Below are 26,721 nucleotides of genomic sequence, written 5' to 3' on the forward strand. Positions count from 1 at the left end.
GAGTTTTGGTATAAGGGCTCAATAGTTCTACCGGGATTGGTTCTCGCTGGTGATTTGGTGCTGATACTGAGATTGACCGTGCTCGAAGGGCGCCACCAGTTCCGCAGGCCAATGCAGCAGGACACGGGCGGCCCATTTCAGTTCCACGTCATGCATGTTGGTGGCACCGGGGTTGAGTGAGACCAGGTTGTATAGGCCCGGCTGGCTACCCAGCTTGATCTGCTTGACCCAACCCATGCCATTGGCGTCTTCGCAGACGCAGCGGTGGCCGATTGACTCGGCCGGGACGCCGTCCGCTGTTTCGCGGTGATAGAACAGCAGGTCTCCGGCGCTGTACACGGGTTCCATGCTGTCGCCTTCGATGCGCACGGCGATGACATCTGTTCGCTTGAGGCCGGGTGGCAGGGGCACCTTTGGGCCGCTTCCGTTCGGATAGGCCTCGAAGACTGGCACTTGGGCGCCAGCCCCCACATTGCCCGCGAGCGACGCGTGTGGCTTTTCGATCCACACTGTCTGGGGATCGCCGACAATCTCTTCGATTGTAGTCCCGAGTATCGATGCAATTTTCACAGCATTGGAGATCTTGGGGGACTTCACAGATCCATCCAACATCTTCCGGATAGCCGACTTGTCGAGGCCCGCCTCTGTCGACACAGTGGCGGGCTTCAGGTCGGGTCGCTCCGCGAAAATCGCGCGGAGGCCGATGATGAATGGATCGTCTGACACGGCGCGATACTGCGCTGAGGGCACAAAATCAGCGATGGGAAAGTAATCCTTGCTAATGTAGGAATAAATTCCTATCAGTGGTGCCATGCAAATCATTCCCACCACCGAAGCTCTTGTTTCCGAAGTCGAGGCCTGCGCGGCACGGCTCGATGTTGCGCCCCAGAAGATCCTGCGCGACGGGATCGGTGCTGGCTGGGGTGCCTGGGATGCCTGGAAGTCTGGCAAGTCGAGTCCGACCCTGCGGGTTGTCGATCGGTTGCGGGCTCATATGGCCATTGCGATGGCTGAGAAAACCGAAAGGGACGCGGCATGACCACCGCGCCCCATCCAGACCTTTCCACTGCAACTGCATCACCATTCGTCCACTCACAGGATGAACATGGAGACGGCATGCGGAAAAATCTTTCACAAAATGCATCCCGGCGGGATTTTTCGACCGGGGATCACCAGTGCCGGTCGCGGCGCTGGTTCGCGGCGCTGCTGTGGCTGGCTTTTCCCGGCGCGTCCGAGCGTGACGTGGCGCGGCGAGCCTCGGGGGTTCTGGAGGTCTCCGAACGGCAGGTGATCAATTGGCTGCGCTGCGAGAACGACGCGGCCCTACGCTATGTGACAGCGGTCATGGTGCTGGCGGGGGTGCTGTGCGCCCTGGAACCGATCCGGGGGAGGGGGGAGTGATGCTGAAGCGCTTGGGAATGGAGATCGCGGGTCACTGGTTCGACATCTGGTCTGCGCGGGCGGGGCGCATCGCGTCGGGCTGGTCCCGGCGCAGCCGTCGCTGGGCGAAAAAGTCGGAAAAATTTTTCCACAAGGCGAGCGGGGGGCGGCGGTGATGACATGGGATAGTCCCGAGTTTTGGTGGGCTGTGGTCAGAAGCGGCGCCCCCGCTGACTTCATACAGTGGGGGTTTATTGTCTATTTGATCTGTCGTGTGAGAGCGCTGAAATCGGACGCAGACAATATCCGCGGGGCGGTCGCAGGGAAGCTGCAAGTAACCATGGTCCCTGCGGACCCGTTCGATGCATCTGCGGTCTGTGGAAAATCGGCTGGAGCGCTGGCCTCATTCCTCAGGAACGGGAGGCACTAGGCGCAAATGTCCTCCACTTTCACCTCGCGCTACGGGTTCAAGCAGGCTGACAAGGCTGGCAAGGGACTGACGGGCATAGCTGCCTTCGTCCTGCCGAGTCACGGCAGTATTGAGATCCGCCATGATCGCCTCGCGCATTTCGGGTGTGGAGACGGCGAGGACGCCGACAAGGGCGGTATAGTTGATCTGATGCTGAGCACGCAAAGCAAGGTTCAATTCGACGACTTGCTTATTGAGATAGGTAATGGCCTCAGCGTGCGTCATTTCAACCGTTGGTGTCGCCATTGGAATGTTCCTTTCCTGGTGGCGCGTGTTTCTGGCGAGGTTGAGCTTAAGCCCGAAACGCAGGTGAACCGCGCTTCTCACAGCGGCGCGGCTTCGCTCACTGGGCGGGCGTTGGAGCGTCCGCCCAGGCAAGCATCCAAGCTGCTGTACTATGTGACCTTAAGTCAAGAAGGCTCCTACAGCGTCCTTATCCAATCCCCATCCGGGCCGAGCGCCCGGCGAGCAGTCCCGTGCCAGAGGCGGCGCGGGCAGCAGGCGCGGGGGGCCATCCTCCTCCCGGTTCCTCGCGCCACCAATTCAGAACAGCCCGGGCAGACGACAGCCGCACCGCAGGATCGCGTGGCCGCCTGGGCAATGTGCGATCCTGACGCCTCCCTGTCGACTTGGGGCGCATCCCGCGTGGTGCGCCCCCTTTTCGTGCGGGTGCGGGCATAATGGAAATTCGGAAAGACCAGATGCGGCGACCGTCAACGGCTGTTTGTCGGGGTGGCCAATCCGATCCCATGAGGGCCCGGCGGTGTCAGAACCTTTGGGCTGCGGTTTTCTCCGAATGTGTGATCTCGGTCCTGAAGGGGTATTCGGTAACGACCCAGCCGGGCAAAAGCAGCGGCGTGCGCGCGGTTGAAGAGAGCTGGATCGGCTCCGGAGATTTCCATGAAGTGGCGTCTTTGGCCGGCATGGATGGAGCTTGGATCCATGAGGCCATCCAGAAGGCCCGGCGGACCCCGGGCGGTATTGCTGAAATCCTGCAGAGGTGGGTGGAAGCCTCGCCCGGCGGGCGGTTTGCAGTGCAGCATTGGGATGCTCAGCCCCAACCCGGCCCCGTACCATCGGAGGTCGATCATGGATGAAATCTGCTCAGAAGAGCGCGCCCTGATCGAAGATCATCTGCGCGAGCGTGGAGTAACGCGGGTGGGGCCCGGCGTCACCGCTGCGGGCTTTGATTATGTTTGGGATGGCCAGCGCTTGATCAGCGCCGATCCGCGCAATCGGGGCTGGGGTAGCGCCGGCGGGCGGCCTGGCTCGGTTCGCCAGCCGGCGCGTGGCCAGTATCGCAGCGAAGAAGACATCCTGAAGGACAAGGAGATCGCGCAGGCGATCCGGGACGGGCTCAGCGGCAAGCAGATCGCGCATCAGCTTGATACCAGCGCCGCCCGCGTGCGCCGTATCGCAAGGCGGCATGGGCTGAAGCAGGAGCGCGGCGAAAGCGGCATGAAGGGGGCTGAGCTTCCCCTGGATGAGGCGGTGACCGCGCGGATCCTGCCCTTTGTCGATGGCCAGAGAAGTGTGACGCAGATCGCCCGGTTGTCTGGCTGCACGATCCGGACTGTCCGCCTTCGTCAAAAGCGCCTTGGCCTCGACATTCCGGACAAGCGGAGTGCGAGGGCGTGACGGTGGCGCGGGTTGAAGTTGTCGAGCGCCACGAGCTGCCCTTCGGGCATCTGGTGTCGGTTCTGACGGTCAGCGCCTGTGGCGCGCGGCAGTGGGGATTGCGGGCGGATGGTCTGTCGAAAGACGGCAGCCGGCCACAATCGACGCTGATCGCAAGCGGCTTCATCGACGCGGATTTGCCTGTCCAGCTTCGCGCCCTGGCGGATGCCCTAGAGGCGCTTGGGGGTGGCCATGAAGCCTGACCCGATTCAGCACATGCGCAGCGCGGTGATCATGCCGGGGTCTGACGTCTACGCCCTTTGCCGTCGCCTGTCTCGGGGTGGGTGCGGGTGCGCGGGGCGGGCTGGGCATCACTGCGCCGGCTTGCGCGAGCTGCTGGCGCTGCATGGCAGTGTCGATGCCGCCCATCAGGCGGAACTGGCGCGAATGGAGCAAGTCGCGCGAGACGCGCGCTGCTGAAGAACGAAGAAGCTGATCGGCACAAGCCGGCGTCAAGAAAGGGAAGCACGTTGAGCCAAGAACAGGATGAGACCGAACTGATCGCCGATTTCTGGTGGTATCCCTTGAGCTGGGGCGACACCCTGTCGAACCACGACTGGATCCCGCTCTACATCAACCGCCTGCTGACTTCGAACTTCGTGGCCTATGCCGTGGCCGAAGGGCGACGTGCAGACATCGGGACCGCGCTGATCCTGTGGAGCGAAAGCTTCAAGCAGGACCCGGCGGGCACCTTGCCCGATGATGACGTCCAGCTTGCGCAAATTGCCCGTTTTGGCGCGGACTTGCAGGGCTGGCGCGAAGCGCGGGCGGGTGTCCTTCACGGGTGGCAATCCGTCACGATCGAAGAGGACGCGGTGCCGGGTCGCCGCCGCGGCGGGCGGCTCGGGCACCCGGTGATCGCGGAAATCGCAGCGGACATGCATCAGCGGAAAGCCGGGCGGGACCAGGCGCGAGAGGCTGGCCGGTCGGCCACGTTGCGCAGCCGCGTCCGAAAGAAGCTGGCGGCCATGCGCGTGCCCAAGGCCCTGCGCGAGTCCGATCAGGTTGTGCATGCCGTGGCGGGTTTCCTTGAGAAAAGCAGGCTCTACTGCACCGAGGAGAACGTGCGGGTGGCGCTGGAAGAGGCAGTGGGTCTTGCCCCGAACGTGCATCATCTGGGGGCAAGAGGCGGCTCGGTGGAGTAACGCAGGAAGTGTGATCGAAGTGTAATCCGCTGTCATGATTACAGTCATATGGCAGTCATGTTGCAGGTGATTACACCTGCTTTTTTCAGCGTCCGAGGTGTCATTGCCCTACAGGACAAGAAAAGAAAAAACAGGAAAACACAAAACACCCTTCCTGCACCGAGCGCGCCCCGAACAACGAACCATGGTGCCGGGTGGAACCGGCATGCAGAGGCTGAGAAAAGGGTGAAAGCCATGAGCGAAGAGCAGAAGACCGAAACGAAGCGCGGGCGGGTCCGCAGGCTGCTGCTGACACCGCTGGCCGAGATGGGCTTTCGGTGGAAGAAGGGCGTTTCCCCTGAGGACGGCCAGCGCCGCCTAGACCGGGTGGCCGATGACCTGGCCTATCTGACCGATGGCAACCTCGACCGGCTGTTCCTGTCATTGCAGGACAAGGGCGAGGGCTCGGCGCGTTGCTTCTGGCCGGTCCACGCGACATTCGTGGCCTACGCGCAGCTGGCGCAGCCGCGCCCGCTTGAGGAAATGCCGGGGCTGGCGAGCTGGTTTGCCAGCAAGGCGGGGCAAAGGGCGCAGGCCGAGGATTGCCTGGTGGCACATCTGCGGTTCTGGATGGCAAAGCGCCGTCCGCCGATGAACGATGCCGAGCATCGCCGGGTCGCCGAGCGCGCGTCCGAAATGCGCGACCGCGTGATCCGCCTTCAGGACAAGATCGATCGGGGCTGGCTCATTTCGGAGGCGGATGAAGCCTGGCTCGATGCCTATCGGCGCGACCTTCAAAGGGCGACCGCCTTGGTCGACCTGAGCGGGCAGGGGGATGCGGCATGATGGTTCAGCGATCCTTCCCCTCGCTGCATGTCGTGGCGGCCAAGCGCGAGGTCTCGATCCTCCATCTGATCGAATGGGCCTTCCAGCGTGAGTTCGCCTCGATCGAGTTCGACGATGTCATGGCTAGCATGCCGGGGCAGGCCCCGGCCTTCGGCATGGAGTACGTGATGATCGAGCGCGCCCGGCTCGGCTGCCGTGTCGATGGGGGTGGCCGCTCGGATCCCCATCCAGACGCAGACGCCGTCGCTGCGGCGCTGGCGGTTCTGCCGGAAGGCTGCGGGGGCCGGCAAATGGCCGTGACGATTGCGGAACTGGCTCGCCTGGGCACGATGCCCGATTGGGGCAAGGGTTTGAAGACCAGATGCGTTCCGGTCGGGTGGCAGTCCTGCAAGCACGGCATGTTCGCCAAGACTGAACGGGTGAACGATGTCCGGTACTTCTACCGTGGCAGGTGGCGCGAAGTGGAATCGCGGATGTGCCCGGTGATCATCGTGGACGATGCCCGGCGGCTCGCGTCCTTGCGGCGTCGGTATCTTCTTTGGTGGGGTGCGCTGCTGGATCTCCGCGAAAGCTTTCGTCTTTACGGTGGGTTGACCTCCCATTCGGTGACGCTCGACATGCCGCCACGGCGACCTTGGGAAAATACTGCTTGACGAGAATGTCAGTGCATTGACATATTGCCCTCGATCGAACTGCGCCCGGAGTGGATGAACCCACTGCCGGGCGTTTTCATGTTCGGGGCCTGACGGAGTGGGATTGCATGCCGACAATGCCGGGAACCTTCAGGCCAACCCACAGTCCGGATAGAAAGGCGCGCGTGAAAGAGTATGAGGCGCGTCGCGGGTCTGCCCGAGAGCGGGGGTACTCGACGCGGTGGGATCGGGCGAGCAAGACGTTCCTGCAGCGTAACCCGGTGTGTCCTGCGTGTGAGGCGGCTGGGCTTCTCGAGAACTCTCGAGTGACAGATCATATCGTTCCACACAAAGGGGATCAGCGCCTGTTCTGGGACAAGAACAACTGGCAGCCGTGCTGTGCCTGGCATCACGATGTGGTCAAGCAGGCTTTAGAGCGTGCATTCGAGGCAGGCAAGGTCGAGGCGACGGATCTGGTTTTGACAAGCGCCCGTGCGTTGGCGTTGGCGGCTCTCCACCGCTGAGGCGGGGGGGGGGGTGGGTTAATCCCTGAAAGCCCGACGATCCGGGACCGGCGCATAAGGAAACAAAAATTCGCGCGGGTTTCCGGGAAACTTTTTTTTGAGATGGTCCGATCGGGCTGGGAAGGGAGATCGCAATGGCTGGTGGGCGTAGGGGTCCCGCGCCGGAACCTGCGGCCGTGAAAAAGGCCAAGGGCAATTCGGGGCACCGACCGATCAAAACAGCGGACATCGAGGCTGAAGCGCACGCAGCGGCCAAGCTCGGCGAGACGGGCAGCACCGAGATCCAGCCGCCGGATTGGCTGAACGCTGATGGCCGGAAGGTTTGGGCGGAACTGGCCCCCAGGCTGTCGGCCATGAAGATCCTGCAAGTCATCGATGCCCATACTTTCGCGCGCTATTGTCAGGTCTTCGGTCGTTGGGTGCAGCTAGAGAAGGTTTTGAACGATGAAGGCACGACCTATGAAAGCGAAAGTCCGCACGGCAGCTACGTGCGCTCGCACCCGGCCTTCATGCAGGCGGATCGGCTGAACCGGTCCCTGATCCAGATGGAATCGGGCTTTGGTCTGAACCCTGCTGATCGTCAGCGCCTCTTCGCGGCACGCGCAGCAGCAGCGAATACGCCCGGCCTGTTCGATCCTGGCGTTTCAGGGGAAAAGAAGGACAAGACGGGCGCGATTGGCGTCCTGAACTGACATGCTCGCACCTGAACGCCCGCGAGGCGTCGGCCCATTCGCTTTGTGGAATGCCGCCCGCGGCGTCTGGACCAGCGGAGACTTCTGGTTTGACGGCCGGGCCGCCGAAGCCGCGGTGGAGTTCTTCCCCAGCTATCTGCGCCTGACCTCGGGTGAATGGGCTGGCAAGCCTTTCGTCCTGGCGGACTGGCAGGCTGACGACATCATCCGCCCCTTGTTCGGCTGGAAGCGGGCGGACGGGACCAGGCGGTATCGCCGCTGCTACGTCTGGGTGCCGCGCAAGAACGGCAAGACGGAAATGGCTGCCGGCATCGCCCTGTTGATGTTGCTTGGCGATGCTGAAGAGGGCGGCGAGGTCTACTCGATTGCGGCTGACAAGGATCAGGCGGCGATTGTCTTCAACAAGGCAACCTTGATGGCCGGCAAGAGCGAGGATCTGCAGGAAAGCCTCGTTTGCCTCAAGACTGCGATCTACTGCAGCGCTCTGAATGCATCATTCAAGCCGCTATCCGGGTCAGGGAAGGGAAAGCACGGGATGGCCGCCAGCGGGCTGATCGGGGATGAGATCCATGAATGGACAGGGGGCGACCTCTATCAATTCATGCACGATTCCGAGGGCAACCGCCGCCAGCCGCTGGAATTCCTGATCTCGACAGCCGGTAAGAAGGGTGGCTATGGCGCGGATGTCTATGACGAATGTGAAAAGATCTGCGACGGGGTGATCGAGGACCCGGAAACGCTGGTGGTAATCTATGCCGCCGATCCCGAAAAGGACGATTGGACGGCTGAATCCACCTGGTTCAAGGCGAATCCGAACCTCGGGATTTCCAAGAAGCTGGAAACGATGCGGGCCGACGCGCGTCGGGCCATGCAATCGCCGCGGTTGGAGAACAGCTTTAAGGCTTACCACCTGAACATCTGGTCAGAGCAGGCGGTGCGGTGGCTGCCGATCGACATGGCCGATGACCAGGGGCGCAGGTTCGGCTGGACCTATTGCGCCGGGCCTCGCAAGTGGAAGGATCTGGAAATCGATCTGACCGGCAAGCGCTGCTTCTCGGGCATCGACCTGTCCTCGATCAGCGATCTGACTGCCCTGGTGCATTGGTTTCCGGTGCAGCCGGGACTGGACGTGCCGGCGGTGGTGGCGCGGTTCTTCAAGCCTCGTGACCTGATCGAGGAGCACTCGAAACGGGATCGGTTGCCCTACGATAAATGGGCCGCGAGCGGAGCGCTATTCACGACCGAAGGCAACGTGGTGGATTACGCGTTTTTGAAACGCACACTGTTCGATGATGCCGAACGGTTCGAGATCGAGAATATCGGTGTCGACCGGTTTAACGCGACCCAGACAACGATCGAGATCGCGCAGGAGGGCCTGCCGATCGAGTATTTCCAACAGGGGTTCATCTCTATGTCGCCGCCTTCCAAGGAGTTGGAGCGGCTGGTGATGTCGAACGCCTTGCATCACGGCGGCCATCCAATCCTTGACCGGCATGCCCGTGTGGTCGCGGTCGAAACGGACCCGGCCGGGAATATCAAGCCGACGAAGGCAAAATCGACCCAGCGGATCGACGGGATCGTCGCGCTGGTCAACGCGATAGGTGTCGCCTCCAAGGATGTGGGCGATGCAGGAAAGCTCACAAGTGAACGCATCATGGAACGGGGTGGCCTGATTTGACGAAGAACCCAGACACAACCGACCGGACGCCCTGGATCGATCGTCGCGACATCGTTGGCCTGATCGGTGTCGGCTTGATCGGCTATGGTTCCTGGCTGGTCTATGAGCCTGCCGGCTTCCTGACGGCCGGCGCCGTTCTTGCCGGCGTTGCCATCTTCGGGGTGCGCAGCTGATGGGTTTTTTGTCTTCACTGGCTGCAGTTTCACCGGGCGGCGAGCAGCGAGCGACGGTAAATCCAACGCATCCGCGTGACCCGGTCCTGGCCGAGATGTTCGGAGATCCGGGCGGAGTGTCGGTCACGCCTGAATCGGCGATGCGTGTGACGGCTGTCTATGCCTGCGTCTCTCTGATCGCGGAAACGCTCGCGGCTTTGCCACTGCATGTCTACCGCAAGGAGATCGACGCGAACGGGCGCGAGAAACGGGTGCGGCTGACCGATCATCCGCTCTATCGCATCGTGCACGAGATGCCGGTTGCCGGGATGACGTCCTTCGAATGGCGCGAGATGAGCTTGTCTCACACGGCGCTGCGCGGCGACAGTTACGCGCGCATCGTGACCGGACCTGATGGCCGCATTTCGGAGCTGCCGCCGATCCTACCGGATCATATCGAGCCGTTCCGGGACCGTGGGGGTCGTATCCGCTACCGGTGGTGGCCGGATGGGCTTGGCCCGGTCCGGGTTCTGTTCGATGACGAAGTGCTCCGGATACCGCACAAGATGCTGGACGGCGTCCGGAGCCTGTCGCCAATCGGCACACACCGGATGACGATCGGAAATTCGCTCGCTGCCAGCCAGTTCCTGCGGTCCTTCTACGTCAATTCGGCCCAGCCCAAGGGCGCGCTTATGTCGCCGGAATTGCTGAGTGATGATGCCGCTTTGGCGCTGCGCAAGAGCTGGGAGGATCGCCATCAGGGACCGCAAAACGCTGGCCGGATCGCGATCTTCGATGGTGGTCTGAAGTGGGAGCAGATCGGCATGACGATGGATGACGCCCAGTATCTGGAACTGCAAAAGTTCAACGTCGCTGACATCGCCCGGATCTACCTGGTGCCGCCGCACAAGATTGGCGAGATGGGTGCGGTGACCTATTCGAACATCGAACATCAGGCGATCGAGTTCGTGGTTGATACGCTGCTGCGGTGGGTGACGCGCTGCGAGATGCGCTATAACGCCTATCTTCTGTCGGCGGCTGACCGGGCCAGAGGGGTCTATGTGGCCTACGACATGAAGGGTCTGCTGCGCGGTGACGCCACAGCACGGGCCAATTTCTACCGGTCCCTGTTCTACATCGGTGCGATGACTCCAAACGAGATCCGGCGCGCCGAAGACATGAACCCCTATGACGGTGGTGACAGCTATTACGTCCAGGGGGCAACCACGCCGATTGCCAGCCTCGACGGAATGCTGGGCATAGGCGGACCGGGGCAGAGCGTCGATGCTGCCATGCAGACGATGATCGAGAAGATCGTCAGTCAGGCTCTTGAGGGCCGGGATTTCGACAATGGGTTGAATGAAGCACTGAGAACAAACGAAGGGGGCGGAAATGCCTGATGACCTGATCAACTGCGGTGCGCCCGAGCGTCGCTTCTACGCCAGTCCGGAAATCGAACTGCGGGCAGATGATGGCGATGATGCGCCGCAGGTGCTGGTTGGCTACGCCGCGATGTTCAACGAGTTGTCCGAGGACCTCGGCGGCTTCCGTGAGCAGATTGCTCCCGGTGCCTTCGCCAAATCGCTTGGCGGTGATGTGCGGGCCCTGTTCAACCATGATCCGAACCTGGTCCTTGGGCGCACCAAGTCGAAGACCTTGAGCATTTCCGAAGATCAGCGCGGCCTTCGGGTGGAAATCACCCTGCCGAATACCTCGGCGGCACGTGATCTTCTGGAAAACATGCGCGTCGGCAATGTGGATCAGATGTCTTTCGGGTTTCGGACCATCGCGGATGAGTGGAACGAAGTGGACGGCAAGCTGGTGCGCACCCTGTTGGAAGTGCGTCTACTAGATGTGTCGCCCGTGACCTTCCCGGCCTATCCGCAGACCGAGATCGCCAAGCGCTCCATGGCGGAGTGGAACAAGGTACGGGCTCCCGATGCGCCGGACTACGCCAATGAACTCCGCCTGTTGGATCTGCTGGGCAGCTGATCTGCCGGTCTGACTATACCGACCACCCCCTGAAACTGAAAACGGAACACCCCGCTGGCGGGGCCTGTCGGCGTGGCGTGGTGCCCGCTCGAAACGGAGAGGACTTCAAGATGACCATCAAGGAAATGCGCGAGAAGCGGGCAAAGCTGATCAAGGACGCGCGCGAACTGATCACGAAAGCTCAAACTGAAAAACGCTCGATGACCGACGAAGAAAGCGGTCAATACGATGCGATGTTCACCGAGGCCGATGGGCTGCGGCAGAACATCGAGCGGGAAGAGCGTCAACGCGAAGCCGAACGCGAGCTGGAAGAGGGCCTGCAGCAAGACGAAGAGCGCAGCGGCGGCAATGGCGCTGATCGTGGCGAGCAGCGCGGGCGCGCCGATGCCCTGATGGCCTCCTTCCGCAGCTTTCTGACCGGCGGCGCGGGCGAAGGATCGCAGGAATTCCGCGCTCTGTCCGCCGGCGTCAACACCGAGGGCGGTTTCCTCGTGGTGCCGGAAGTGTTCGTAAACCTGCTGATCAAGGCGATGGATGATGATGTCGTCATTCGCAGCCTGGCCAACGTGATCCCGATGCCGGCGGCCGCCTCGATCGGCATGCCCAGCCTCGATGCCGACCCGTCCGATGCCGACTGGACCACCGAACTTGCGACCGGCGGAGAAGACAGCAGCATGAAGTTCGGCAAGCGCGTGATGCGCACCCACCCGATGGCCAAGCGCATCAAGGTGTCCGAGGATCTGCTGCGCAACTCGGCGCTGCCAGCGGAAGCGCTTGTGCGCCAGCGGTTGGCCTACAAGTTCGGGATCACGCAGGAGAAGGCCTATATGATCGGCAATGGCGACAAGAAGCCCCTCGGTCTCTTCGTCCCGTCGAATGATGGGATCCCGACCAGCCGCGATGTCGCGCAGGAGAACACCGCGACGGCCCCCACGGCCAAGGGCCTGATCAATGCCAAGTATTCGCTGAAGGCGGGCTATTGGGGCAACGCGAACTGGTTGTTCCATCGTGACGTGATGAAGGAAATCGCCAAGCTCACGGACAACGATGGCCAGTTCATCTTCCGCGAAAGCCTGCGCGACGGTGAACCCGACCGGCTTCTCGGGCGTCCTGTCCGGATGTCCGAATTCGCGCCGAACACCCTGACCGCGAACAGCTATGTCGGCCTGCTGGGCGACTTTAGCCACTACTGGATCATCGACTCGCTGATGATGCAGATCAAACGGCTTGTCGAGCTCTATGCCGAGAGCAACCAGGTGGGCTTTATCGGTCGCTATGAAGGCGATGGCGCGCCCGTTCTGGGCGAGGCGTTCGCCCGGATCAAGTTGGCGGCCTAAGGCCGCGCTCGACGCAAGATGACGGGGGCTTCGGCCCCCGTTCCCATTTCTCAATCCCTGGAAACGTGAGGTACTACCATGAACCCGACCCTTTTGAGTGAGCTGAGCCTGGTTGGGCTGGCTGCTGCTGTCGCCGCTGGCGCCGCAATCGACAACGATTCCGCAATCATCGACATGGCCGGATATGAGGGTGTGATCTTCATGACCAGCATCGAGGACTCGGTTGCGACCGGCGTCGCCACCCTGACCGTCGAACAGAGCGATGCGAATTCCGGGGCTGCCATGGCGGCGCTGGCCGGGGCGGTGGCAACGCTGACCAGCGGCGTGAATGACGACCTGAACGGCAAGCTGCTGGCTGTCGATGTCTACCGCCCCCGCGAACGCTATCTTCGCGTCAATCGCGCATCGGCCACCGCGAATATCGCCTACGGGGCGGTCACCGCGATCCGCTACGGCGCGCGTGTGCTGCCGGTCCCGGATGGTGGCGCCAGTGGCGATTTGGTGTCTGTCACGTCGCCCGCTGAAGCCTGATCTGGAGCGCTGATCGCGCGACCTTGAATTAACACCTGGCGCGCAATCGCGCAGCCCTTTGAAGGATCATCGAAATGGATGTGAAGTTGCAGACAATTTTGGCGGGGCCAGAGGGCTGCGCGGATGCCGGCACGGTAATGACGGTCAGTGATGTCGTCGGGCGCCGTTTAATCGCCGCAGGTTCGGCCACCGAGTATCGCCGCCCAGTCCGCGAAACGGCGATGATCGATCCCCGTGCTCTGGAAGAAGAGGAGCGCCGGCGGTCTGAAGAGGCTGCGCGCTCAGAAGCCGAGGCGGAACAGAAGCGCAAGGGCGCTGAAGCTGTTGGTGCGGCACTCAAGGATCTTGATCCTTCGGAAGATGATGACTGGACCAGCGCCGGCAAGCCCGCAATGGACCGCATCAAGGATCTGACAGGCAGCACGACCTTGACCCGCGCTGATGTGGAGGCGCTGTTCCCGGCCTTCAAGCGCCCGTCTTCCGAAGCGCCGCCGCCGGCCGCACTTAACGCGGTTGCGTCAAAGCCCGCGTCCGCCGCCAGCGGCGCGCGTTCGAACCGGCCTTGATTGCAAGGGGAGGCAGATAGCGTGCGACGCCTTACATCGATCCAAACTTCTGACCCGCTGGCCGAGCTGATCACCTTGGCGCAAGCCCAAGCACGTTTGCGTCGTGGCGATGGCGAAGACGACGGCACGATCGAGCTGGTGATCGTCGCGGCCTTGTCACAGCTGGATGGGGTTGACGGAATCCTTGGGCGTGCGCTGGTGTCGCAAGGCTGGGCTGATCAGCTGAGCGGGTTCCCGATCGGCGACCGGCTGCCCATAGTCCTGGCGCCAGTGATCAGCGTGGATAGCGTGACATACTTCGACGCTGACAATGTCGAGCAGGTGTTGTCGCCTTCAGCGTATGCGCTCGGGCACGACTGCTCTGGCGCATATCTGCGCCTAGATCCCAATTGGTCATGGCCGTCGACCTATGATCGCGATGATGCAGTGACCTTGTCATATGCGGCAGGCTATGGGCCTGCGGCGACGGATGTGCCTGCCGCCATCCGCCTGGCCGCGCTCGACCTGGTCGAACACTGGTATGAACCTGGCGTTCGCGTGAACACGGATGAGGTTCCGGTGATGTTCATGGCCAAGCTGCGCCGCTTCATCCGGCCCAAGTTCTGATGGGTGAGTTTCGGGCGGGCAGCCTTGATCGCCGGGTGCAGTTTCTTCGGGGCACGTTGACAGACAACGGGTTCAACGAGGTTCTAAAGTGGACCGATCCAGCGACCGATGCCCTTGGCGATCTTGTCTGGGCTGAGCGCACGGACGTATCCGATCAGGAACGCTGGCGGGCCGCCAATGTTGATGCCGTCATCACGACGCGCTTCGTGGTGCGTTCCTCGAACTTCAGCCGGTCCATCACGCCGAAGGACCGGCTGGTCTGCGACGGGCTGACCTTCGATATCGTCGGGATCAAGGAAATTGGTCGCCGGGATCGGCTGGAAATCACCGCCAGCGCTCAAGCTGATTGAAATCCACCGCGAACGCGCGGCGCCGCGTCGCGGGTTCGGGGGACAATACGCACGCATCATTGGGGTGAAGATATGACGCTGAGCATGAAGCTGGAAGGCTTCAAGGAAATCGAGATCACCTTGAAGCAACTGCCACGCGCCACGGCGAAGAACACTGGCCGACGGATCCTACGTAAGGCCGCAACCCCGATCGCTGAGGCGGGCGGGAGCAACGCGCCGCGTGACAGCGGCGGGCTTGTAGCCAGCTATGGCGTTGGCACCAAGTTGACCAAGTCACAGAAAAAGGCGGCGCGGGGTCTCAGTAAATCTCAGGTCGAGGTCTTCGCCGGACCCGGCGAGGGTGGATATCAGGCCGGGCTGCAAACCGAATTCGGCAATGAGCACCAGGCCCCGGAGCCGCATCTTCGACCAGCCTGGGATGCCCACAAGAACGACGCCCTCGAAATCATTTCGTCCGGGTACTGGGAAGAGGTTCAAAAGGTCGTCGCTCGTTATGCGCGCAAGCTCGCGCGGAAGGGCTGATCCATGCAAAGGGAATTTCGGGCGCTCCTGAGGGCCGATGCTGTCATTTCTGCTGCTGTTGGGGGGCGGATCGACTGGACTGGCGCTGCTCAGGAAGTGGGTGAGCCGAGCATCCGGCTGCATTTGGTTTCGGGGGGCCGCAGCTATCACAGCACCGGACCAGCCGGACTGTTTCAGGACCGGGTGCAGTTGGACATCTGGACCTTGGACGCTGAATCCCGCGCGGAGATCGGTTGGGCGGTCGAGGCCCTGCTGAGCGGCTTTCGCGGAGACCGGGGGGCTACAGCCTTCCGGGGGGTTTTCATCGATTTCATCCGCGAGACAGGCGGGGAAATGAAAGAGGGCGGCGCGTATCTCTACCGCCGACAGATTGACTTCATGATCAACTGGAAGAGGATCGTTTGACATGACCGAAGACGCAGATATCGGCTTCAGCAGCAAGTTCCAACGCGGTGACGGTGAGGATCCGGAAGAGTTCGCCACTGTTGGCGAGGTGGTGGACGTTGTTCCTCCCAAGCTGTCGCGCGAAGCCATCGATGTGACGCATTCCGAGTCGCCGGATGGCTGGCAGGAATTCATCGGAGGCCTGAGGCAGGCCGAGGAATTCTCAGTGCAGATCCACTACAACGCCTCTTCGGCGCATATGGCGTCAGTCCACGCCGATTTCGCCAAGACGGTCCCGGGCAATTACAAGGTGATCTTCCCGGATGGGTCCGACTGGACCTTTGCGGCCCTGGTGATCGGGGTTTCGCCTGCTACGCCGACCGGGGACAAGATGGTCTGTGAAATCACCTTCCGCCCGAGTGGCAAGGCGACTGTGACGGTGGCTGCCTGATGGGAAATACCGTGCAGGGCAAGAGGACCTTCAGCGTGGATGGGGAAACCTTCACGCTGCAGTTCACGCCGAATGCGTTTTGCGAGCTCGAGGATGCCTCGGGCCTGTCGACCTCTGTTTTTCTTGCCCAGTTCCAGGCGAACCTCGAAAGGAAACGGCACCGGATGAAAGAGATCCGGATGCTGTTCTGGGCCGGGCTGACGGAGCATCACGACACGATCACCGAGAAGCAGGCTGGCCGGATGATGCAGGAACTGGGCGGCGTGCTCGGCGCGCTTGAAATCATGCATGAAGCCCTTGGCCTGGCTTTCCCGGACAGCGGGGAGAATGTGGGAAAGGAGACCCCGGCGCCGCTGGCGAGATAGACTGGCTGGCATTGCTGGAAACGTGGGTTGATGCCGGGCAGCCCGCCGAGACGTTCTGGCGCACGACCCTGCGGGTGCAGGATCGGATCATGAGGGGTGTCACGCGCCGGTTGGAGCGCGATTTTTTCGTGCGGGAATTGACCGCTTGGCAGACGGCAAGGCTTGTGGGCACCGCATTTCACGCGCCGGCCAAGTTTCCGTCCTTCAAGGAGTTCCAGACTGCACCTGCGGGTCCCGCTAGGCGGCCTGATTGGAAGGCCGTCAAGGGCAAGGTCCTGCAATTCGTTGCGGCGACCGGTGGAGAGGTAATCATCAAATGAGCAACGCGATAATCGGCGCGCTGCGCGTCGTGCTCGGCATGGATTCCGCGGCGTTCGAAAAGGGTGCGACGAAATCCGAAAAACGCATGGCCGACTTCGAGCAGAGAATGCGGCGGATCTCGGGGAACATGCAGCGGATTGGGCAGCGCATGTCTGTCGGGATCACTGCTCCTCTCGTGGCCATGGGGTACAAATCGGTTGCCGCGATGAAGGTGCAGGAACAGGCGGTCGCATCTGTACAGGCTGCCCTGATCAGCATGGGTCATGGTGCCGGATATACCATCGGGCAACTGGAAAAGATGGCGAGCGCCATCCAGAATGAATCGCTTTATGGCGACGAAGAGATCCTGTCGAAGGTCACCGCCAACTTGCTGACCTTCGGCAATGTGCAGGGGGATGTGTTCAGTCGCGCGCAACAGAATGCGGTCGACCTGTCAGCGCGTCTCGGGCAGGATCTGCAATCGTCTGCTGTCATGCTAGGGAAGGCTTTGAATGATCCCATCAAGGGTCTGACGGCGCTGACGCGGGTCGGGGTTAGCTTCACCGATCAGCAGCAGCAACAGATCAAGGCGATGGCTAAGGCTGGGGATGTCGCAGGCGCGCAGGCGCTGATGTTGGACGAGCTGGAGCGGCAGTATCGCGGACAGGCCAAGGCGCTGGCCGAAACGGATTCCGGCAAGGTCACTCAGGCCATGAATGCGATCGGGGATGCCTTCGAGAAAGTGGGAGCGGTTATTCTGCCGGTTGTGGCTGATCTCGCCGAAGACGTGAAGCGAGCCGCTGAATGGTTTCAGACCCTGTCGCCCGGCATCCAGTCCACGATTGTGACACTGGGTGCCTTCGCAGCGGCGCTTGGACCGGTCACGCTTGCCCTCGGGGCTCTGGTCGGTTCCCTGACAATCTTGTCCGGCCCTATCGGGCTAGCGGTGATTGCGGCCATCGCTGTGATCGCGGGCGGGGTTGCGCTGCTTCAGCGAAATTCGGACGCCAGTACGACCGCCATCGACAATGTGACCCTGGCTATGGGTGATGAGATTGAGCAGTCTCAGCTGCTCTCTGAGGCGCTGAACACCAACGGCACAATGTCCGTGCAACTGGCTCAGAAGAAGCTTCAGGAAGCACGTGCGCGGCATGACAACGTGGCGGCTATTATTGCTGAGCATCGCGCGCTTGCACTCGGATCCGATGCATATGCGCTCCTTTCGGAGCAGATCGAGGATGCACAGGGGGCACTTTCCGGGATCGGCTTCCCCGCGATTGACGCGGCTGTTCCCTCTAAGGCGGACGCTTTCGAGGCCGCGCAGCAGCGCGTTGTCGATCTGCTGAGAGAGCGCGATAGCCTACTGAAGGCTGATCAGGAGCTAAACGATCAACTATCGAGGACAAAGGAGAATATCGCAGAGATCGAGGGCCGCATGGCATCTGCGCAAGACGGGGTGATCCAGCTTGGTGATGGTCTTATCGCTGGAATCCAGCCCGGCGAGCGCTTGTCTGCAACTCTTGGCGGTGCTGCTGGTGGGGCGTCTGACCTCGCGCGGGAGGTTGACGCGATCTTCGATGGGACCCGCACTGACCAGGAGCAGTATGCCGCCAAGCTGGCGCGCCTGAATGAGTTGTTCCGAACAGGGGCCATAGACGCGGAAACCTACAAGCGTGCGGTGGCGCAGTTGGACGAAGATCTCGGCAAGGCCGATCCGAAACTGGAAAATGTCGAGCGGGGAATTGATGGGATATCGCGTGCGATTGGCTCCAACGTTACCAATTTCAAGGAAATGCGATCGGCGATCAATAATGTCCTGAGCGGAATCGCGAGCGACATCGTTTCGTCTGGCATTAATGGGGCACTGACCAAGGCCTTCGGTTTCGCCGTTGACAACTTTGGCGCTGTTCTCGGGTCCGCATTTGGTGGTGCTGTCCGTACGCCTGCTGTGACAGTGCCTGTGGGGGCCAATGCCAACGGCACGAACAATTGGAGCGGCGGCCTGACGAAGATCAATGAGCGCGGGGGCGAGATCGTTAACCTGCCTGAAGGTACGCAGATCATCCCCAACGACATCTCCAAGCGCATGGCCGACAACGCGGCGCCGCAGGGGCAGGCGGTGCAGGTGGTGCCGTCGCCTTATTTCGATGTTGTCGTCGCTGATCGCGCGGCGCAGGTCGCGGGCGGTCTCGATATGCAACAGGCGCGCCAGCAATCTCGCGCCTTCGGTGGCATGCAATCCAGCTTCAGCCAGCGGGGAACCCGATGAGCAGGCCTGTCATCGACTTTCCCGACTCCCTGCAGCGCGTCCTGAACTGTGATTGGGATATCGACTGGCGCGGGCAATCGGCAGGCACGGGCAACGATGGACAATCGCAGATCGTCTACAACCGGTTCCCGCGTTGGTACGGATCTCCCACGCTGTCGCTCCCGCCGGCTCTGGTGAACGCTTGGCGCGCGCTTCGGGCACAGGCGCGGGGGCGGGCGGCGGTCTATCGGCTGACCCTGAAGGATCTCGATGGGTTGCCGCCTTACCCAGTCGGCCTGCCGTTCTCGACGGAAGAACTGTTTTCGACGGATCAGGGATTTCGCTTCTCGCCCTGGGTGACCTGCTCGGATGGCGCGGCAGCGGGTGTCTCGGAGATCGTGATCGAGGAAAACGATTTCCCGATCGTGGTCGGGCAGTTCGCGAGCCATGCCGATTGGCCGTTCGTGGTGACCTGGAAGCGGTCAGAGGGGGCGGGGTGGCGGATTGGCGTCGAAATGCCGCTGCGCCGCGCGATCCCTGCCGGTGCCCGGATCGACCTGCGCGCGCAGGGGCTGTTCCTGGCGACCGATGACACGATGGGCAATCCGTCCTACGGCTTGATCAAGGTCGCAACGCCTCAGCTGAGCTTTGTGGAGTGGCTGAACAGACCATGACGTTTCCTGCCTGGTATGACCTGACCTCGGATGTCGTCTATGGCCTTCGGCTGGTGACGCTCGACACGCCGGACGGGCTTGTCCGTTTCATGATGAACGCAGATGCGACCTTCATCGATATCGACGGCAACGCCTGGACGGGCTGCTCGCTGTTCGCGGGCGGCGATGATGAATACTCGGTCGGCGGCACCGCGCCTTCGGGGCAAATGTCGCTGACGTTTTTCCAGGATCCGGGCGCGGCCGACCTGGTGGCCAATGTGAAGGCCTTCGGGGCCGATTACCTTGCCGGCCGGGCGCTGGTCGAGTGGCTGCAGCCGATCGGCTGCGCCGAAGAATTGACCGCGCCGATCGTGGCGCCTGTGAAGGTCATGACCCGGATCATGCGCAAGCTCAGCTATTCGCTGAACGAGGATCAGACCCGCTCCATCATCCTGACCTATGAAAGCCGTTTCGAGGGGCGGCGCAGTTCGCGTCGCCGGGTCTGGAATGAGGCCGATCATGGCGCACTGATTGGCGCGGCGAACCCGTCTCTGAGGTTTGTTCCGCAAAGCTTTGACAATCGGCAGAAGCTGTTTTGAGCGCTGATCTTTATGGCGAGATCAATCGCTGGCTGCCGATGCCGTTTCACTACGGGGAAAGCGATTGCTGCATGGTCCTGGCCGATTGGGTGCGTCGCGTGACCGGCATCGATGTGGCGGCAGAATATCGGCTGACCTACACCGATCTCGGATCTTGCCAGCGGGCGACCGGGTTTCGCGCGGATCCTCTGCGGGTGACGACGCATTGCATGGAAGCGGTCGGGGGGTTCCCCCGGACCGATGCGCCGGCGCCGGGCGACGTGGCGGTCGTGCGGGCGCTGATCGACGGGCGGGTCGTGCCGTTCGGAGCGCTGCGGTTGAGAGACGGCTGGGCCTCCAAGGCCGAGCATGGCGCCTGCATTTGGCGCCGGGGGGATCTGATCGAGGTCCTGCGGGCATGGAGCATTGGCTATGAAACTTAAATCCCTCGCTCTGCTCGGTCTGCTGGGCACCACGGCGCTGACGCCTGCGCCGGCGGTTGCAGATGAATCCACGATTATCAGCATTGCTGCGATCGCGGCCTCGGTCTTTGTCCCGTTCGCGGCGCCGGCGGCTTGGGGCACAACGGCCGTTGCGGTGGCTCAGGCGGCGGCCGTGGTGGCGGTGCAGCTGATCGGCGCCAGCTTCCTGCGCCCGCCTTCGGCGAGCCAGAATGTCACGCGCCTGGTCAATACCGCGCAGCCGGTGGTCTATCAAAGTCGGCTTTATGGTCGGGTGCGCTATGCCGGTCCCTTCGGGCTGCGGACGTTGCAAGACGATCAGAGGCATTTCGCGATCCTGATGGCCGCGCATTCGACCAAGGGGCCGGTAACGCACTATCTCGATGAGTGGGAAGTGCAGCTCTATGACGCGTCGGATCCTGAAATGCCCCTGGCAAAGCCGAGTGCAATGAACGGTGAGGTGATCACCTGGCCGTTCGGCGACTATCTGACCGAAGACGAAGGCGACAATCCGGCTACGCCTGAGATCGACGAGGGTGTCGAGGTCACGCGGTTCTCGGGGTCGATCGCCTATGTGCGGACCTATACGGGCCAGCCTGGGCAGGTGGCCGATAGCACGTTGCTCAGCGCGCTTCCCGAGTGGACTGTCGCGCATGACCTGGCCGGGATCAGCTACGCCGCGATCCGGGCGCGCCGGGTGGCGCAATCGGATTTCAACACGCGCTATCCGAACGGGCGCGAGTGGGCTTATGCGCCGGTCTGGGATGGGAATGATCGGATCTATGATCCGCGCAGTGGCAGCTACGGCTGGACGCGCAACGCGGCCTTGATTATCGCCCATGAGCTTTCTGTCTATCAGGGCCATGCGGTTGATTGGGATCGAGTGGCGATCGAGGCGGATGCCTCTGATGTGCTGTTGACAGATGCGGCGGGGGCCGACCGGCCGCGCTGGCATATTGATACCTGGTGCGAGGATGATGAAGAACACGGCGCGGTGTTGGTGCGCATGCTGTCGGCTTGTGATGGCTACCTCTGCGAGCGCCCTGATGGCGTGACCGACTTCTATGTGGGGCGCTACATCGCGCCGGATGTGACGCTGACGGATGCAGATTTTATCGCCCTGGAGATCTCGGAAGGGGCAGACTTCGGGGCGGCCGACAGCTTTTCAATTCGCTATGTCGAGCCGCTGCAGGATTGGCAGGAAACGCCTTCCGGGGCTTTCGAGGTCGCAGGGATCAACAGCGAAAGCCGCGACGAGATCACGGTGCTTGCCTGCAGTAACCACAACCAGGCAAGCCGGCTAAACAAGCGCCGCGCCCGCAAGACCCATGCGAAGTATCGGCTGCGCGGGACCGTCAAGCTGGGCGGCTACAATCTGGTCGGTAAGCGGTTCTTCCGGTTTTCGCATTCCGAACTGGGGATCGAAATGACGTTTGAGATCGACAAGCTCTCGCGCGGGCAGGACCGGCTGACCTTCGACCTTGAGGCATCAAGTGTCATCGCCGAGGATTTCGATTTCCTGGCCGCGACCGAGGAACCCGATCGCCCGGCCTATGAGGTCTTGACCGAGGACGGCGAGCCGGAGGCGTTGACCGGGTTCAGCTTCACCGGGATCGCGGGATCCGGCGGCGGCGCGCGGGTGCTGTTTGAGTGGGATGAACAGGCCTCGGGGGTCGGGCAGGATATCCAATACCGCGCGCCTGGTGCCGGGATCGCTGATTGGCAGAATACCTATGTCCCGGCCGGATCCGGCACGACGAGGGTCACGTCCCAGGTGATCAGCGGCCTGGTCGACGGCGCGACCTATGAGGTGCAGGCGCGCAATCGTACCGGCTCGGGGCGGGTGTCGGACTGGACCGCCTCGCTTTCTGTCCTGGCGACGGCAAACCCGACGCCACCAGGAGCGCTGGACGCCTTCACGGCAACAGCCGGCGCCGCGCAGGCGGTGATCGATATCGAGGCAGCCGAGGATGCCAACTACTACGCGACTCGGATTTATCGGGCCGATGGCAGCACGGACTTTGACGAGGCGGTGCTGGTGCGGACGGAATACGGCCTGCCCGGCAATGCGGACAGCTGGACTGATACCGGGCTTGCCTCAGGCGCCTACACCTACTGGGCATTGCCCATAAACGCGTCGGGCGTACCGTCCGCTATCGGGGGCCTACCTGCCAACGCCTCCGGGCCAGAAACCATCACCATCATCTGACGAGGGTCAAACATGGATCTGACAAAGACGCCTGCCCAGGTTTGGCGGGGCAATTCCTCTGCGCATCAGCCAAACCCGGATGATGCCACACTTCTGGCTGAAGAGCAGAATGCCGCGATTGAAGCTACTGAAGGTAGCGTTGCAGCTCAGGCTGCGTCTGTCGCTGCGATCGACGACCGCGTCACTACAGTCGAGAGCGACGTCACCGACCTGCAAAGCACGGTCGTCTCTGGCCTGATCAACCGGGACCCCGTCGCGGCCTGGGCCGGAACGAACATCACCCTGAGCGGGGCGCAGACGGTCGACGGCGTGACGCTGTCCAACGGGGATCGCGTCGGCGCTGGTGCCCAGACTGACCCGAGCGAAAACGGCGTGCGGATCTACAACGACGCCGGGGCCTGGACCCGGGCGACGGACATGGATGACGCCGCCGACATCAACCTGTCGGCCGTCCTGGTCGAGGGCGGCGCGACCTATGGCGGAGACGTGTGGAAGTTCACGGTGGCCGATCCGGGCACGTTCGTCCTGGACACCGACGACATCACCGCGACGAAGGTGCAGGACGCGGCGGCAATCAAGGACTACCTGGACGCCCAGATTGCGACAAAGGCAGGTCAGGCTGAGTTCGATGCGCTTAAGGCATCGCTCGGCACCGCCTCGACCGAGGACGCCGACGCTTTCGCCTCGAGTTCGCTGCTGCGCCAGGTGGCGCTTGCAACCATGCGGGCAACGCTGGGGCGGATGACGGGGGAGGGGGGCGCCGCCTCGCTGACGATCATCCCGCGCCTTGTGGACATGGAGGGTTACGTGATCGAGTCGGTTGCGGTGCTGAACGGCACCGTGGTTGAACCCGTGGTGCTGGAAAACACCCTGTCCGATATGCGCCGCACGCTGGGTTTCATGGAGGGCGGGGGGGACGGCAGCCTGATCCCGCGCCGGGTGGATGCCAGCGGATACGTCGTCACGACCGTCGAGGCAGATCCCGGCCCGAATGCGGGCACGGCCTACGTGATCGACGGGGCGCTCTACGTCTCGACCGGCAGCGGTATCCGGCTGCTGGACGATCACGAGGACAGGACTTGGATTTCGGCGCAGGTATTTGGCGCCGGCGTGATCGGCACCTACACTCAGGACAGTATCCCGGTCAGCGTTCAGGTGGCCCTTTCTGACGGCTCCATCTGGCTATTCGGCGGATATCGTATCTGGACAAATGATGGGCAGTCCAATGCCGAGGGCACGGCCAACGACGACCGAAGCATCGTTTTCCCTGGCGCGCTGGAGTTTGCGCATCGGCCTTCCATGCTCATGACGGCAGCAAAGGATGTCTGGCTCGGAATGGCAACCTCTGGCGGGGCGTCTGTCGAACTCGCGTCGGATGCCATCACGGGTGTTACGGATCTGGTCGACACGATTTCGGCGGCCGACAAGCACGGGACGATCTCGGTCAGCGCGGCCGCGCGGGCGCATGCGGCTGCGGGTCATGCGGCCTTCGGCGACTGGGTGCCGAATATCTTGGCCTGGTCGAATGCCGAGGGCGGCGAGTTCATCGCGAGCATGCTCGATGGCGCGCCCGCCGGGGAATATTACGCGGCCAATATGACCACGGTGCTGACTTCGATCGCGGATCTCAGCATCAGCGCGGTCTATGACTGGATGTTGATGCAGCAGGGAGAATCTGACCCTGCCACTCCGACGCTTGGCGTCAATCACAACCTGCTGCGGGCGCAGACGCAGGCCAAGGCGCAGGCGATCCTCGGGCAGCAAACGCCGGTGCGGATGGTCTCGACGCAGGCGTCGAGCTTTTACAACAGCAGCGCGGGGTGCCGGTCGATCCTGGATGAAGCGCTGGCCGATACGGATGGCGTTTTCTTCTGCACGGGGCCTTCCTATATCTTCCCCTGGTCGGACTACGATTTCCTGCACAACACCAGCGTCGGGCACGCGATGCGCGGGGAAATGGAGCAGGCCGCGATTTATCGCATCGAGCAGGGTCTGGGCTGGCTTCCGCTTCACATGGTCAGCGCCTCGTTCACCGGGGCAAACGAGGTCACGGTCACGCTGTCCGAAGACGCGGAAAGCGTCACGGGCTGGCTTGTCGATGAAGCCGGTCTTGCAAATTCGGGGATCGCGCTGGTCGGCGCCACGGTTTCGGGCGTGGCGGTCGCCGGCGATGAATTGATCATCACGACCAGCGATGCTGCCAGCGGTGCGACGGCGGTGCAGGCCGCTATGGTCGGGCACGGCGCCGGCCCGCGCGCACAGGCCACGATCCCCCGCAGCACCATCCGTGCGGTCGAACAGACCGGGACCTTCCTCACGGGCGCTCCCATGCACAAGCCCCTCTGCCACCAAGAAATCAGCATCGGTTAAGGACAGCATAAATGACCACCTATCCCTTTGAAGTCGTCTTCGACGTTGCTGCCCCGGATGGCGCCGCGACGAACCCCCTGACCAACCTGCAGAACGCATGGCATGTGACCGAGTCGTTCCAGAACATCCTGGACCAACTCACGGGCACCTACACGGCGATGCAGCGCCTTACGCTGGGCAAGACGTGGCTGGATCTGACGGACGCCGGATTGCTGGCGAAGCTCGATCAGCTCTGCATCCACGGTCGGACGGAAGCCGACAGTCTGATCGACTGGACCGGCGGCGCGGCGAGCGTGAATAACGGCGCCACCTGGGACAGTGCCACCGGATTCACCTGCGATGGCATCAGCGATTACATCACGATGGGCGTTAACCCCTCGACCGCAGGCAACCTGAGCCAGAACAGCGCGAGCTACGGCATGCTGATCCTCGACGGCAGCGGCTTCGCCTCCAATGACTACCTGCTGGGGATGGAGATTTCGGGAACCCCGGACAACTACCTGCGGGCCATTACCACCGGCGGTTCAGTTGCAACGCGCATCCAGTCTGGCGCTGACCTTGCCGGGGGTGTCGGCGGCGCCGCGCAAGAGGGTCTTTGGATAGCCTCGCGCACCGGTGCCGCTGCGACGGCGCTCTACCGCAACGGTTCGTCGCTCCTGACAGGAACGGGGGCGAGCACCGCTGTCCGGGACGGCGACCTTGTGATCGGCCGACAGAGCGCAACCTACGGGCCGGCCAACGCTGGGGCATGGTTTGTCGGCGCGGGTCTGACCCCAGAAGAGGTGGAAGCGCTGGACGCGATCCTGCGGGCGCATGTCGGGGCGGTCGTGAGCTGGTCAGCCTGACTGGTTAGGTAGGAGGGAAAGCTGATGCCCCGCCGTATAGCCTTTGCGCTGATCGAACACGGGCGCGCGACTGAGTGGCTGACCAGCCTGGTGCTTCTGGGCTTCGCTATGACTCTGGCGCTGCCGGGCGACACTTTCACAATGAGTCCTTCATATCAGGGGTTTCGAAACCTCGGATTTGACGAAGCAGCGATATCAACGCCGCTGTCTCTGCTCGCCTCGATGCGGCTGGTGGCGCTCTACGTCAACGGCTCCTGGCAGCGCACACCGATGCTTCGGGCAGTCGGGGCCGTGGTCGGCGCAACCGTCTTTACCATGCTGACAATCACCTTTGCATGGAATTGGATCACGCACTCGAACATCGCCCTAAGCACAGGGCCGGCGACCTATGGGACGCTTGCCCTGTTCGACTTCCTCGCAGCCTACAGGAGCGGTGCCGATGTTAGAGCCTCTCGGTCTCACTGAACAAGACGCGGTGATATTTGGATCCGGGTTTGCGGCGTTCATCGCGACAATCCTTGTTGCATGGCGCGGAGCCGCAAGGGGAAAGCCGACGCCGGCCGCGCAGGCGGTTGCTTCTATCTCGGCTTGTGAGGTCGGGGAGATGCGCCCGATCCTGTCGGCTCTTGTCCACCGTCTGGACGAGCACGATCGAGACATGACCCGCGAAATGCGTGAAGTTCGCGACATCGTGGTCCGCCTTGAGGATCGCACCAGACGCGACTGACCTTCTTTAAATTTTGACCCACATGCCCCGCCAGCGGGGTTTCCAGCATTGG

The 26,721-nt window shown here is 62.4% G+C and carries 35 protein-coding genes; 33 read left to right on the top strand and 2 right to left on the bottom strand.

The window, feature by feature from the left end:
• Positions 1-27: 27 nt before the first annotated feature.
• A complete protein-coding gene (locus tag PSAL_RS02910; protein WP_119840310.1) occupies positions 28-813 on the bottom strand; it encodes a S24 family peptidase in 786 nt (261 codons plus the stop codon).
• Between PSAL_RS02910 and PSAL_RS02915 the strand changes: the two genes are divergently transcribed.
• Together PSAL_RS02915 and PSAL_RS02920 are read left to right on the top strand one after the other, a co-directional pair.
• Positions 812-1,039, top strand: coding sequence for a hypothetical protein (locus tag PSAL_RS02915; RefSeq protein WP_119840311.1), 228 nt, complete (start codon positions 812-814; stop codon positions 1,037-1,039). The genes PSAL_RS02910 and PSAL_RS02915 overlap by 2 nt on opposite strands.
• The gene (locus PSAL_RS02920; RefSeq protein ID WP_231388591.1) at positions 1,036-1,401 is read left to right on the top strand and encodes a hypothetical protein; all 366 of its coding nucleotides are present in this window, start codon (positions 1,036-1,038) and stop codon (positions 1,399-1,401) included. Before PSAL_RS02915 ends, PSAL_RS02920 begins: the two co-directional genes overlap by 4 nt.
• Positions 1,402-1,783: 382 nt before the next feature.
• Here PSAL_RS02920 and PSAL_RS02925 read toward each other — a convergent pair whose 3' ends face one another.
• Positions 1,784-2,095 (bottom strand): hypothetical protein, encoded by a 312-nt coding sequence (locus PSAL_RS02925; RefSeq protein WP_147407656.1) that lies wholly within the window; start codon positions 2,093-2,095, stop codon positions 1,784-1,786.
• Between the two features lie 843 nt (positions 2,096-2,938).
• On the opposite strand from PSAL_RS02925, the gene PSAL_RS02930 reads away from it, so the two are divergent.
• The 31 genes from PSAL_RS02930 (at position 2,939) to PSAL_RS03080 (ending at position 26,669) form a co-directional block, all read left to right on the top strand.
• Positions 2,939-3,487 carry a hypothetical protein gene (locus PSAL_RS02930; RefSeq protein ID WP_119840316.1) on the top strand — a complete coding sequence of 183 codons (549 nt, stop codon included), beginning with the start codon at positions 2,939-2,941 and terminating at the stop codon, positions 3,485-3,487.
• Between the two features lie 2 nt (positions 3,488-3,489).
• Positions 3,490-3,729, top strand: a complete 240-nt coding sequence (locus PSAL_RS02935; protein WP_147407657.1) for a hypothetical protein — start codon at positions 3,490-3,492, stop codon at positions 3,727-3,729.
• Entirely contained in the window at positions 3,719-3,946 is a 228-nt protein-coding gene (locus PSAL_RS02940) for a hypothetical protein (RefSeq protein ID WP_119840318.1), read from the top strand. Before PSAL_RS02935 ends, PSAL_RS02940 begins: the two co-directional genes overlap by 11 nt.
• 50 nt (positions 3,947-3,996) lie before the next feature.
• The gene (locus tag PSAL_RS02945; RefSeq protein ID WP_231388592.1) at positions 3,997-4,671 is read left to right on the top strand and encodes a YdaU family protein; all 675 of its coding nucleotides are present in this window, start codon (positions 3,997-3,999) and stop codon (positions 4,669-4,671) included.
• A 234-nt stretch (positions 4,672-4,905) separates the two neighbouring features.
• Positions 4,906-5,496, top strand: coding sequence for a hypothetical protein (locus PSAL_RS02950; protein WP_119840319.1), 591 nt, complete (start codon positions 4,906-4,908; stop codon positions 5,494-5,496).
• Entirely contained in the window at positions 5,493-6,149 is a 657-nt protein-coding gene (locus tag PSAL_RS02955; protein WP_119840320.1) for a hypothetical protein, read from the top strand. The genes PSAL_RS02950 and PSAL_RS02955 overlap by 4 nt, the downstream gene beginning before the upstream one ends.
• A gap of 305 nt (positions 6,150-6,454) precedes the next feature.
• Entirely contained in the window at positions 6,455-6,652 is a 198-nt protein-coding gene (locus PSAL_RS02960; RefSeq protein WP_196941894.1) for a hypothetical protein, read from the top strand.
• 176 nt (positions 6,653-6,828) lie between these two features.
• Positions 6,829-7,344, top strand: a complete 516-nt coding sequence (locus tag PSAL_RS02965; RefSeq protein WP_196222851.1) for a phage terminase small subunit P27 family — start codon at positions 6,829-6,831, stop codon at positions 7,342-7,344.
• A gap of 1 nt (position 7,345) precedes the next feature.
• Positions 7,346-9,022: a terminase large subunit gene (locus tag PSAL_RS02970; protein WP_119840323.1), complete on the top strand. Its 1,677-nt coding sequence runs from the start codon at positions 7,346-7,348 to the stop codon at positions 9,020-9,022.
• Entirely contained in the window at positions 9,019-9,195 is a 177-nt protein-coding gene (locus PSAL_RS02975; protein WP_196222855.1) for a hypothetical protein, read from the top strand. The genes PSAL_RS02970 and PSAL_RS02975 overlap by 4 nt, the downstream gene beginning before the upstream one ends.
• A 95-nt stretch (positions 9,196-9,290) precedes the next feature.
• Complete coding sequence (locus PSAL_RS02980; protein WP_269212595.1) at positions 9,291-10,574, top strand: phage portal protein; 1,284 nt, start codon at positions 9,291-9,293, stop codon at positions 10,572-10,574.
• Positions 10,567-11,166 (top strand): HK97 family phage prohead protease, encoded by a 600-nt coding sequence (locus PSAL_RS02985; protein ID WP_119840325.1) that lies wholly within the window; start codon positions 10,567-10,569, stop codon positions 11,164-11,166. Before PSAL_RS02980 ends, PSAL_RS02985 begins: the two co-directional genes overlap by 8 nt.
• A 110-nt stretch (positions 11,167-11,276) precedes the next feature.
• Complete coding sequence (locus tag PSAL_RS02990; protein ID WP_119840326.1) at positions 11,277-12,503, top strand: phage major capsid protein; 1,227 nt, start codon at positions 11,277-11,279, stop codon at positions 12,501-12,503.
• 78 nt (positions 12,504-12,581) lie between these two features.
• Positions 12,582-13,034: a hypothetical protein gene (locus tag PSAL_RS02995; protein ID WP_119840327.1), complete on the top strand. Its 453-nt coding sequence runs from the start codon at positions 12,582-12,584 to the stop codon at positions 13,032-13,034.
• Between the two features lie 74 nt (positions 13,035-13,108).
• The gene (locus tag PSAL_RS03000) at positions 13,109-13,600 is read left to right on the top strand and encodes a hypothetical protein (RefSeq protein ID WP_119840328.1); all 492 of its coding nucleotides are present in this window, start codon (positions 13,109-13,111) and stop codon (positions 13,598-13,600) included.
• A 21-nt stretch (positions 13,601-13,621) separates the two neighbouring features.
• On the top strand, positions 13,622-14,206 hold the full coding sequence (locus PSAL_RS03005) for a head-tail connector protein (protein WP_196222853.1): 585 nt from the start codon (positions 13,622-13,624) through the stop codon (positions 14,204-14,206).
• Entirely contained in the window at positions 14,206-14,556 is a 351-nt protein-coding gene (locus PSAL_RS03010; RefSeq protein ID WP_119840330.1) for a head-tail adaptor protein, read from the top strand. Before PSAL_RS03005 ends, PSAL_RS03010 begins: the two co-directional genes overlap by 1 nt.
• A 72-nt stretch (positions 14,557-14,628) precedes the next feature.
• Positions 14,629-15,078, top strand: a complete 450-nt coding sequence (locus tag PSAL_RS03015) for an HK97-gp10 family putative phage morphogenesis protein (RefSeq protein WP_119840331.1) — start codon at positions 14,629-14,631, stop codon at positions 15,076-15,078.
• A gap of 3 nt (positions 15,079-15,081) precedes the next feature.
• Positions 15,082-15,483 carry a tail completion protein gp17 gene (gp17, locus tag PSAL_RS03020; protein WP_119840332.1) on the top strand — a complete coding sequence of 134 codons (402 nt, stop codon included), beginning with the start codon at positions 15,082-15,084 and terminating at the stop codon, positions 15,481-15,483.
• A gap of 1 nt (position 15,484) precedes the next feature.
• Positions 15,485-15,913 carry a phage tail tube protein gene (locus PSAL_RS03025; protein WP_119840333.1) on the top strand — a complete coding sequence of 143 codons (429 nt, stop codon included), beginning with the start codon at positions 15,485-15,487 and terminating at the stop codon, positions 15,911-15,913.
• Positions 15,913-16,278 carry a GTA-gp10 family protein gene (locus tag PSAL_RS03030; RefSeq protein WP_119840334.1) on the top strand — a complete coding sequence of 122 codons (366 nt, stop codon included), beginning with the start codon at positions 15,913-15,915 and terminating at the stop codon, positions 16,276-16,278. The genes PSAL_RS03025 and PSAL_RS03030 overlap by 1 nt, the downstream gene beginning before the upstream one ends.
• Positions 16,279-16,289: 11 nt before the next feature.
• A complete protein-coding gene (locus tag PSAL_RS03035; RefSeq protein WP_119840335.1) occupies positions 16,290-16,598 on the top strand; it encodes a hypothetical protein in 309 nt (102 codons plus the stop codon).
• Positions 16,595-18,847 (top strand): phage tail length tape measure family protein, encoded by a 2,253-nt coding sequence (locus PSAL_RS03040; RefSeq protein ID WP_119840336.1) that lies wholly within the window; start codon positions 16,595-16,597, stop codon positions 18,845-18,847. The genes PSAL_RS03035 and PSAL_RS03040 overlap by 4 nt, the downstream gene beginning before the upstream one ends.
• Complete coding sequence (locus PSAL_RS03045; RefSeq protein WP_119840337.1) at positions 18,844-19,500, top strand: hypothetical protein; 657 nt, start codon at positions 18,844-18,846, stop codon at positions 19,498-19,500. Before PSAL_RS03040 ends, PSAL_RS03045 begins: the two co-directional genes overlap by 4 nt.
• Complete coding sequence (locus PSAL_RS03050) at positions 19,497-20,078, top strand: hypothetical protein (RefSeq protein WP_119840338.1); 582 nt, start codon at positions 19,497-19,499, stop codon at positions 20,076-20,078. Before PSAL_RS03045 ends, PSAL_RS03050 begins: the two co-directional genes overlap by 4 nt.
• Positions 20,075-20,500 carry a DUF6950 family protein gene (locus PSAL_RS03055; RefSeq protein ID WP_119840339.1) on the top strand — a complete coding sequence of 142 codons (426 nt, stop codon included), beginning with the start codon at positions 20,075-20,077 and terminating at the stop codon, positions 20,498-20,500. Before PSAL_RS03050 ends, PSAL_RS03055 begins: the two co-directional genes overlap by 4 nt.
• Positions 20,490-22,727, top strand: coding sequence for a phage tail protein (locus PSAL_RS03060; protein WP_196941895.1), 2,238 nt, complete (start codon positions 20,490-20,492; stop codon positions 22,725-22,727). The genes PSAL_RS03055 and PSAL_RS03060 overlap by 11 nt, the downstream gene beginning before the upstream one ends.
• A gap of 12 nt (positions 22,728-22,739) precedes the next feature.
• The gene (locus PSAL_RS03065; protein ID WP_196941896.1) at positions 22,740-25,097 is read left to right on the top strand and encodes a hypothetical protein; all 2,358 of its coding nucleotides are present in this window, start codon (positions 22,740-22,742) and stop codon (positions 25,095-25,097) included.
• A gap of 11 nt (positions 25,098-25,108) precedes the next feature.
• Positions 25,109-25,942 carry a hypothetical protein gene (locus tag PSAL_RS03070; protein ID WP_119839206.1) on the top strand — a complete coding sequence of 278 codons (834 nt, stop codon included), beginning with the start codon at positions 25,109-25,111 and terminating at the stop codon, positions 25,940-25,942.
• 24 nt (positions 25,943-25,966) lie between these two features.
• Positions 25,967-26,407 carry a hypothetical protein gene (locus PSAL_RS03075; protein WP_119839207.1) on the top strand — a complete coding sequence of 147 codons (441 nt, stop codon included), beginning with the start codon at positions 25,967-25,969 and terminating at the stop codon, positions 26,405-26,407.
• A complete protein-coding gene (locus PSAL_RS03080; protein WP_147407626.1) occupies positions 26,382-26,669 on the top strand; it encodes a hypothetical protein in 288 nt (95 codons plus the stop codon). The genes PSAL_RS03075 and PSAL_RS03080 overlap by 26 nt, the downstream gene beginning before the upstream one ends.
• The last annotated feature ends 52 nt before the right edge of the window (positions 26,670-26,721 follow it).

This window comes from Pseudooceanicola algae (assembly GCF_003590145.2).
GTDB lineage: Bacteria > Pseudomonadota > Alphaproteobacteria > Rhodobacterales > Rhodobacteraceae > Pseudooceanicola > Pseudooceanicola algae.

What these genes read in the sequence shown, in the direction of transcription:
- PSAL_RS02915 (WP_119840311.1), top strand. Translation starts at nt 812, where the DNA reads ATGCAAATCATTCCCACCACCGAAGCTCTTGTTTCCGAAGTCGAGGCC.
- PSAL_RS02910 (WP_119840310.1), bottom strand. Translation starts at nt 813, where the DNA reads ATGGCACCACTGATAGGAATTTATTCCTACATTAGCAAGGATTACTTT.
- PSAL_RS02920 (WP_231388591.1), top strand. Translation starts at nt 1,036, where the DNA reads ATGACCACCGCGCCCCATCCAGACCTTTCCACTGCAACTGCATCACCA.
- PSAL_RS02925 (WP_147407656.1), bottom strand. Translation starts at nt 2,095, where the DNA reads ATGGCGACACCAACGGTTGAAATGACGCACGCTGAGGCCATTACCTAT.
- PSAL_RS02930 (WP_119840316.1), top strand. Translation starts at nt 2,939, where the DNA reads ATGGATGAAATCTGCTCAGAAGAGCGCGCCCTGATCGAAGATCATCTG.
- PSAL_RS02940 (WP_119840318.1), top strand. Translation starts at nt 3,719, where the DNA reads ATGAAGCCTGACCCGATTCAGCACATGCGCAGCGCGGTGATCATGCCG.
- PSAL_RS02950 (WP_119840319.1), top strand. Translation starts at nt 4,906, where the DNA reads ATGAGCGAAGAGCAGAAGACCGAAACGAAGCGCGGGCGGGTCCGCAGG.
- PSAL_RS02955 (WP_119840320.1), top strand. Translation starts at nt 5,493, where the DNA reads ATGATGGTTCAGCGATCCTTCCCCTCGCTGCATGTCGTGGCGGCCAAG.
- PSAL_RS02970 (WP_119840323.1), top strand. Translation starts at nt 7,346, where the DNA reads ATGCTCGCACCTGAACGCCCGCGAGGCGTCGGCCCATTCGCTTTGTGG.
- PSAL_RS02980 (WP_269212595.1), top strand. Translation starts at nt 9,291, where the DNA reads ATGTTCGGAGATCCGGGCGGAGTGTCGGTCACGCCTGAATCGGCGATG.
- PSAL_RS02985 (WP_119840325.1), top strand. Translation starts at nt 10,567, where the DNA reads ATGCCTGATGACCTGATCAACTGCGGTGCGCCCGAGCGTCGCTTCTAC.
- PSAL_RS02990 (WP_119840326.1), top strand. Translation starts at nt 11,277, where the DNA reads ATGACCATCAAGGAAATGCGCGAGAAGCGGGCAAAGCTGATCAAGGAC.
- PSAL_RS02995 (WP_119840327.1), top strand. Translation starts at nt 12,582, where the DNA reads ATGAACCCGACCCTTTTGAGTGAGCTGAGCCTGGTTGGGCTGGCTGCT.
- PSAL_RS03000 (WP_119840328.1), top strand. Translation starts at nt 13,109, where the DNA reads ATGGATGTGAAGTTGCAGACAATTTTGGCGGGGCCAGAGGGCTGCGCG.
- PSAL_RS03010 (WP_119840330.1), top strand. Translation starts at nt 14,206, where the DNA reads ATGGGTGAGTTTCGGGCGGGCAGCCTTGATCGCCGGGTGCAGTTTCTT.
- PSAL_RS03015 (WP_119840331.1), top strand. Translation starts at nt 14,629, where the DNA reads ATGACGCTGAGCATGAAGCTGGAAGGCTTCAAGGAAATCGAGATCACC.
- gp17 (WP_119840332.1), top strand. Translation starts at nt 15,082, where the DNA reads ATGCAAAGGGAATTTCGGGCGCTCCTGAGGGCCGATGCTGTCATTTCT.
- PSAL_RS03025 (WP_119840333.1), top strand. Translation starts at nt 15,485, where the DNA reads ATGACCGAAGACGCAGATATCGGCTTCAGCAGCAAGTTCCAACGCGGT.
- PSAL_RS03030 (WP_119840334.1), top strand. Translation starts at nt 15,913, where the DNA reads ATGGGAAATACCGTGCAGGGCAAGAGGACCTTCAGCGTGGATGGGGAA.
- PSAL_RS03040 (WP_119840336.1), top strand. Translation starts at nt 16,595, where the DNA reads ATGAGCAACGCGATAATCGGCGCGCTGCGCGTCGTGCTCGGCATGGAT.
- PSAL_RS03045 (WP_119840337.1), top strand. Translation starts at nt 18,844, where the DNA reads ATGAGCAGGCCTGTCATCGACTTTCCCGACTCCCTGCAGCGCGTCCTG.
- PSAL_RS03050 (WP_119840338.1), top strand. Translation starts at nt 19,497, where the DNA reads ATGACGTTTCCTGCCTGGTATGACCTGACCTCGGATGTCGTCTATGGC.
- PSAL_RS03060 (WP_196941895.1), top strand. Translation starts at nt 20,490, where the DNA reads ATGAAACTTAAATCCCTCGCTCTGCTCGGTCTGCTGGGCACCACGGCG.
- PSAL_RS03065 (WP_196941896.1), top strand. Translation starts at nt 22,740, where the DNA reads ATGGATCTGACAAAGACGCCTGCCCAGGTTTGGCGGGGCAATTCCTCT.
- PSAL_RS03070 (WP_119839206.1), top strand. Translation starts at nt 25,109, where the DNA reads ATGACCACCTATCCCTTTGAAGTCGTCTTCGACGTTGCTGCCCCGGAT.
- PSAL_RS03075 (WP_119839207.1), top strand. Translation starts at nt 25,967, where the DNA reads ATGCCCCGCCGTATAGCCTTTGCGCTGATCGAACACGGGCGCGCGACT.
- PSAL_RS03080 (WP_147407626.1), top strand. Translation starts at nt 26,382, where the DNA reads ATGTTAGAGCCTCTCGGTCTCACTGAACAAGACGCGGTGATATTTGGA.